At 69.2% G+C, this 5288-nt stretch carries 6 protein-coding genes and 1 pseudogene; 4 read left to right on the top strand and 3 right to left on the bottom strand.

All coding sequences use genetic code 11. The annotated features are described in order from the left end of the window. Together DQP56_RS25795 and pknB are read left to right on the top strand one after the other, a co-directional pair. Positions 1-277, top strand: a pseudogene (locus DQP56_RS25795) (serine/threonine protein kinase); the annotation flags it as partial. Beyond that, positions 274-2148, top strand: coding sequence for a Stk1 family PASTA domain-containing Ser/Thr kinase (gene pknB / locus DQP56_RS22410; RefSeq protein ID WP_112689170.1), 1875 nt, complete (start codon positions 274-276; stop codon positions 2146-2148). The pseudogene DQP56_RS25795 and the gene pknB, both read left to right, overlap by 4 nt. 18 nt (positions 2149-2166) lie before the next feature. Here the strand turns inward: pknB and DQP56_RS22415 are convergent, their stop codons facing one another. Together DQP56_RS22415 and DQP56_RS22420 are read right to left on the bottom strand one after the other, a co-directional pair. Beyond that, the gene (locus DQP56_RS22415) at positions 2167-2865 is read right to left on the bottom strand and encodes an aminodeoxychorismate/anthranilate synthase component II (protein WP_112689172.1); all 699 of its coding nucleotides are present in this window, start codon (positions 2863-2865) and stop codon (positions 2167-2169) included. A gap of 37 nt (positions 2866-2902) precedes the next feature. Then, positions 2903-3655 carry a DUF881 domain-containing protein gene (locus tag DQP56_RS22420; RefSeq protein WP_112689174.1) on the bottom strand — a complete coding sequence of 251 codons (753 nt, stop codon included), beginning with the start codon at positions 3653-3655 and terminating at the stop codon, positions 2903-2905. 93 nt (positions 3656-3748) lie between these two features. Between DQP56_RS22420 and crgA the strand changes: the two genes are divergently transcribed. After that, positions 3749-4030 carry a cell division protein CrgA gene (gene crgA, locus DQP56_RS22425; protein WP_013826956.1) on the top strand — a complete coding sequence of 94 codons (282 nt, stop codon included), beginning with the start codon at positions 3749-3751 and terminating at the stop codon, positions 4028-4030. Positions 4031-4266: 236 nt separating this feature from the next. Next, positions 4267-4602, top strand: coding sequence for a PH domain-containing protein (locus DQP56_RS22430; RefSeq protein ID WP_234825791.1), 336 nt, complete (start codon positions 4267-4269; stop codon positions 4600-4602). 21 nt (positions 4603-4623) lie between these two features. On the opposite strand, the gene DQP56_RS22435 is transcribed toward DQP56_RS22430, so the two are convergent. Continuing rightward, the gene (locus DQP56_RS22435) at positions 4624-5172 is read right to left on the bottom strand and encodes a peptidylprolyl isomerase (RefSeq protein ID WP_112689178.1); all 549 of its coding nucleotides are present in this window, start codon (positions 5170-5172) and stop codon (positions 4624-4626) included. Positions 5173-5288 lie beyond the last annotated feature (116 nt).

The raw sequence follows: 5288 nt of genomic DNA on the forward strand, positions 1-5288 counted from the left end.
CCGCACCGGTACCGGTAACCACCGTCCGCCGGCGCCCCGGCGCACCTTCACCGCCGGGCAGCGCGCCCTGCTGTGGGCGGCCGGGGTGCTGGGCACGCTGGCGATCATCATCGCGGTGCTGATCGTGGTCAACGCCAAGAGTCCGGGGGGCTCGCTGGCCCCGGCGACCGTCACCGACACCGGTGGGCCGCCGGTCGAGTCGTCCAACGTCGAGTCGCAACCGGCGGCTCCGCCCGCGCACTCCTCGGGCTGGACCTGGTCGAAGGTCGCACGATGACCACCCCGCAGCGGCTCTCCGACCGCTATGAACTCGGTGAGATCCTCGGCTTCGGCGGCATGTCGGAAGTGCACCGCGCGGTCGACACCCGGCTGCACCGCGACGTGGCCGTCAAGGTGTTGCGTGCCGACCTGGCCCGCGACCCGAGCTTTTATCTGCGGTTTCGCCGCGAGGCGCAGAATGCCGCCGCGCTGAACCACCCGGCGATCGTCGCCGTCTACGACACCGGGGAAGCCGACACCCCGGCCGGTCCGCTGCCCTACATCGTGATGGAACTCGTCGAGGGTGTGACGCTGCGCGACATCGTGCAGAACGAAGGCCCGATGCCGCCCATCCGCGCCATCGAGGTGATCGCCGATGCCTGCCAGGCGCTGAATTTCAGCCACCAGCACGGCATCATCCACCGCGACGTCAAGCCGGCCAACATCATGATCGACAAGCACAACGCGGTGAAGGTGATGGACTTCGGCATCGCCCGCGCGATCGCCGACGCCGGCAACAGCGTCACCCAGACGGCGGCGGTGATCGGCACCGCCCAGTACCTGTCGCCCGAGCAGGCCCGCGGCGAACCCGTCGACGCCCGCTCGGACGTCTACTCGCTGGGCTGCGTGCTGTACGAAATCCTCACCGGCGACGCGCCTTTCATCGGTGATTCACCGGTGGCGGTGGCCTACCAGCACGTCCGCGAAGACCCGGTGCCGCCGTCGCAGCGCCGGCCAGGGTTGTCGGCCGACCTGGATGCGGTGGTGCTCAAGGCGCTGGCGAAGAATCCGGACAACCGCTACCAGACGGCCGCCGAGATGCGCGCCGACCTGGTGCGGGTGCACAACGGGGAGAAGCCGGAAGCTCCCCGGGTGCTCACCGAGGCCGATCGCGCCTCCCTGCTGGCCTCCCGGGCGGGTGGCGGCTCCGGGGCTCCCACCGATCCGCTGCCGCGCCAGGAACTCGACTTCGGCCACGAGCGTCCGGGTTCGGTGGGTCGGTGGCTGATAGCGGCGATCGTGCTGGCGGTGCTGACGGTCATCGTCACGGTGTCGATCAACAGTTTCGGCGGCCGCACCCACCAGATCCAGGTGCCCGACGTCAGTGGCCGGGCGTCGGTCGATGCGATCGCCGAGCTGCAGAACAAGGGCTTCAAGACCCGCACCGAGCAGCGCGCCGACTCCGACGTGCCGCCCGATCACGTGATCAGCACGGAGCCGCCCGCCGGCGCCCCGGCGAACAAGGGCGACAAGATCACCGTCAACGTGTCCTACGGCCCCGAGCAGCGGCAGGTGCCCGACGTGGCCTCGCTGAGCTACGCCGACGCGGTCAAGAAGCTCACCGCCGCCGGCTTCGGCAAGTTCAAGCAGGTCGACTCGCCTTCCACACCGGAACTCAAGGACAAGGTCGTCGGCACCAACCCGCCGGCCAACCAGACGACCGCGATCACCAATGAGATCGTGATCGTGATGGGCTCCGGCCCGGCCACCAAACCCGTCCCGGACGTCACCGGCCAGACGGTGGAGCTCGCGCAGAAGAACCTGACCGTCTATGGCTTCACCAAGATCACCGAGGTGGCGGTGGACAGTCCGCGCCCGGCCGGTGTGGTGATCGGCACCAGCCCGCCGAGCGGTGAGACCGCACCCGTCGACGGCGTGATCGAGCTGCAGGTGTCGCGCGGCAACCAGTTCGTCATGCCGGATCTGGCCGGGATGTTCTGGACCGATGCCGAACCGCAGCTACGGGCGCTGGGCTGGACCGGGATGTTGATCAAGGGCGCCGACGTCGACGCCGGCGGCTCCGGCCACAACCGGGTGGTCTACCAGAGTCCCGCGGCCGGCCAGGGCGTCAACACCGACGGCAACATCACGCTGCGCTTCGGCCAATAGCCGACCCGCTGCGCCCGACTACGTCGCGCTTGCGATCGGCTGCGCCCCACCGGCGGGGCTGCGGGCGCTCTGCACGGTGGCGGCGACCTCGTCCTCCAGCCGCTGCACCAACGCCTCGTCGCACGGATAGCCGCAGGCCTCCAGCCAGTTGGCCAGCATCCGGTGACCGCCCTCGGTGAGGATGGACTCCGGGTGGAACTGCACGCCGTGGATGGGCAGCCCGGTGTGCCGCACACCCATGATCACCCCGCCGCGGGTGCGGGCGGTGACCTCCAGCGCGGCGGGCAACGTCTCGGGGAGGATCGTCAATGAGTGGTAACGGGTGGCGGTGAACGGGTCCGGCAGACCCTTGAGCACCCCGGTGTCGGAGTGGAAGACGGTACTGGTCTTGCCGTGCAACAATTCCGGCGCACGCCCCACCGTGGCGCCGAACGCGACACCGATCGCCTGATGGCCCAGACAGACCCCCAGCACCGGGATCCGGGCCGCGGCGCACGCCTCGACCACCGGGATCGACGCCCCGGCGCGCTCCGGGGTGCCCGGTCCGGGGCTCAGCAATACGCCGTCGAAGTCGGCCACCACCTGGTCCGGCGCGGCCGGGCCGGCCAGCCGGGCGTCGTCGTTGCGCCAGACGGCAGCCTGCACACCCAACTGGCCCAGGTACTGCACCAGGTTGAACACAAAGCTGTCGTAGTTGTCGACGACCAGGATCCGCACGCTGACAGGCTACCGTCGCGTTGCCGGCCCGCAGGGCTCAGTAGTCGATCGGGCCGGCCGGGACGGCGTAGCGCATCCGGGCGGGTCTCGGCGTCTCGACCACCTGCAGATCCGTGCTGACCTGCTCGCTGTAGCCCAGGCCGAACCGGATCACGTACTGCTTGTAGAGCGTGACCAGGGGAGCGGCGGCCAACGCGGCCTGCATCGCGTCGGGGTCGCCGATCGCCGTCATCACATAGGGCGGGCTGTAGGTCCGGCCGCCCAGCAGCAGGGTGTTGCCGACGCACCGCGGCGCCGACTCCGCGGTGATCCGCTGATCCTGCATCTGGATGGCTTCCGCGCCGGCGCTCCACATCGCGTTGAGCACGGCCGAGATGTCCTGTTGGTGGACCACGAGGTCGTCGGGGGAGGCGTCTCGGGGGAAGCGACCGTTGGCGTCGCGCTGGGCATCGGTGAGGGTCACCACCAGGCCGGGCCCGTAGACGGCCCCCAACCCGGCGGCCTCGGCCAGTTGATCGGTGCGGTTGCGCATCGCTGACAGCGCCGCACCGGCGCCCCGGCCGTGCACCGAGCCCACGGCCTCGGCCAGCGTGTCCCGGTTGTCGGTGAGCTCTTCGACCGTGGACTGGGTGGCACGGACCAAATCGACCAGGCGGGGCGCGTCGCCGCGGCGGATCTCCTTGCCCCCCGAGACCCCGTGGGTGGCGGCCAACAGCAGTCCGGCCGACAGACACACCAGCGGGACGCCGATCCGCCATGCGGAACTGCGGCCCGGGGACGCGCCGTTCATCGGCTCTCCAATTCTCGGGTGGGTGCCCGGCTGGGTTAATCTCGTACGCGACCCATACTCGCAGCTTCACCGCCGCACTGTCCCGAGGTACCGATGCCCAAGTCGAAGGTTCGCAAGAAGACCAGCTTCACCCCCTCGTCGGTGAGCCGCACCCCGGTCAAGGTCAAGGGCGGGCCGTCGAGCGTCTGGTTCGTCGCGCTGTTTCTAGGGCTGATGCTCTTCGGGCTGGTGTGGCTGATGGTGTATCAGTTGGCCGCCACCGGGTTGGACACCCCGGCGGCGCTGAACTGGATGGCCGAGCTGGGCCCGTGGAATTACGCGATCGCGTTTGCTTTCATGATCACCGGGCTGTTGCTCACCATGCGGTGGCGTTGAGCCGATCCGGCCTGGGATTTCGGTTATGTCATGTCGTCGGCGATGCCAGCTGGGTAACCAAGCGGTTGCCCAATCACAACGATGTGATTCATCCCCATTGTGGACAACCCCTGTAGATAACCTCAAAACCGCAGGTCGCATTGACTGACGACCGCCGCCAGCAAACCCAGTGGGCGCCGCCCGCCCGCGGAATCGCTGGTTGCGCGCTTGCCGGCGCGGTGTTAGCTATCAGTGCTGTGACGCTCGCCACAGACTTGCCGGGGCGGCTGCTGGCAGGCCTCGCCGGAATCGGAATGCTGGTGTTTGCCGGTTTCTCCTGGCGGTCGCGGCCACGGCTGGCGCTAACCGGTCAGGGATTGGTGCTGCGCGGCTGGTGGCGCACCCGGCTGCTGACCCCCGGCGACCTCACCCGGGTCCGCGTCACCGACTTCCAGCGGATCGGGCGGACGCAACACCTGCTGGAGATCGAGACGGCTGACGACGATCTGCTCATCCTGTCCCGCTGGGATCTGGGCACCGATCCCCGCGACGTGTTCGCTGTCCTGTCGGCGGCCGGCTACACCGGCCCCTGACAGCGTCCGAACAACCGGGCGCTAGGAGACCGTGACCGACTCGATCACCACCGGCTCGGTGGGCCGGTCGCCCCGGTCGGTCGCCGTGTTGGCGATGGCGTCGACGACGCCGCGCGAGTCCGGATCGACGACCTCGCCGAAGATGGTGTGCTTGCGGTTCAGGTGCGGGGTCTGGCCCACGGTGATGAAGAACTGCGAGCCGTTGGTGCCGGGACCGGCGTTGGCCATCGCCAGCAGATAAGGCCTGTCGAACACCAGCTCGGGGTGGAACTCGTCCTCGAACTTGTACCCGGGTCCGCCGCGACCGGTGCCGGTCGGGTCGCCGCCCTGGATCATGAAGCCGCCGATCACCCGGTGGAACACCGCGCCGTCGTAGAACGGGCCCGACGAGCCGCCGGAGGCGTTGGTGGTGGAGTACTCCTTGGTCCCCTGCGCCAGGCCGACGAAGTTGGCGACGGTCTTGGGGGCGTGGTTGCCGAACAGCGCGATCTTGATGTCGCCGCGGTTGGTGTGCATCGTGGCGGTTGCGGTGGCGATAGGGCTGGTGGTCATGGCATCACAGTGTGCCATTCCCGGCGGCGTGGGCTGCGTCACGGGTAGCGTTGGATCATGCGCCTGTCCAAGGAGACCCAGCTGACCCACCGAGAGCGCCTGACCCGGGGCCTGGCCCACACTGCGGGCGGGCC

It is taken from the genome of Mycolicibacter senuensis (genome assembly GCF_003284925.1).
Classification (GTDB): domain Bacteria; phylum Actinomycetota; class Actinomycetes; order Mycobacteriales; family Mycobacteriaceae; genus Mycobacterium; species Mycobacterium algericum_A.

What these genes read in the sequence shown, in the direction of transcription:
- pknB (WP_112689170.1), top strand. Translation starts at nt 274, where the DNA reads ATGACCACCCCGCAGCGGCTCTCCGACCGCTATGAACTCGGTGAGATC.
- DQP56_RS22420 (WP_112689174.1), bottom strand. Translation starts at nt 3,655, where the DNA reads ATGAACGGCGCGTCCCCGGGCCGCAGTTCCGCATGGCGGATCGGCGTC.
- crgA (WP_013826956.1), top strand. Translation starts at nt 3,749, where the DNA reads ATGCCCAAGTCGAAGGTTCGCAAGAAGACCAGCTTCACCCCCTCGTCG.
- DQP56_RS22435 (WP_112689178.1), bottom strand. Translation starts at nt 5,172, where the DNA reads ATGGCACACTGTGATGCCATGACCACCAGCCCTATCGCCACCGCAACC.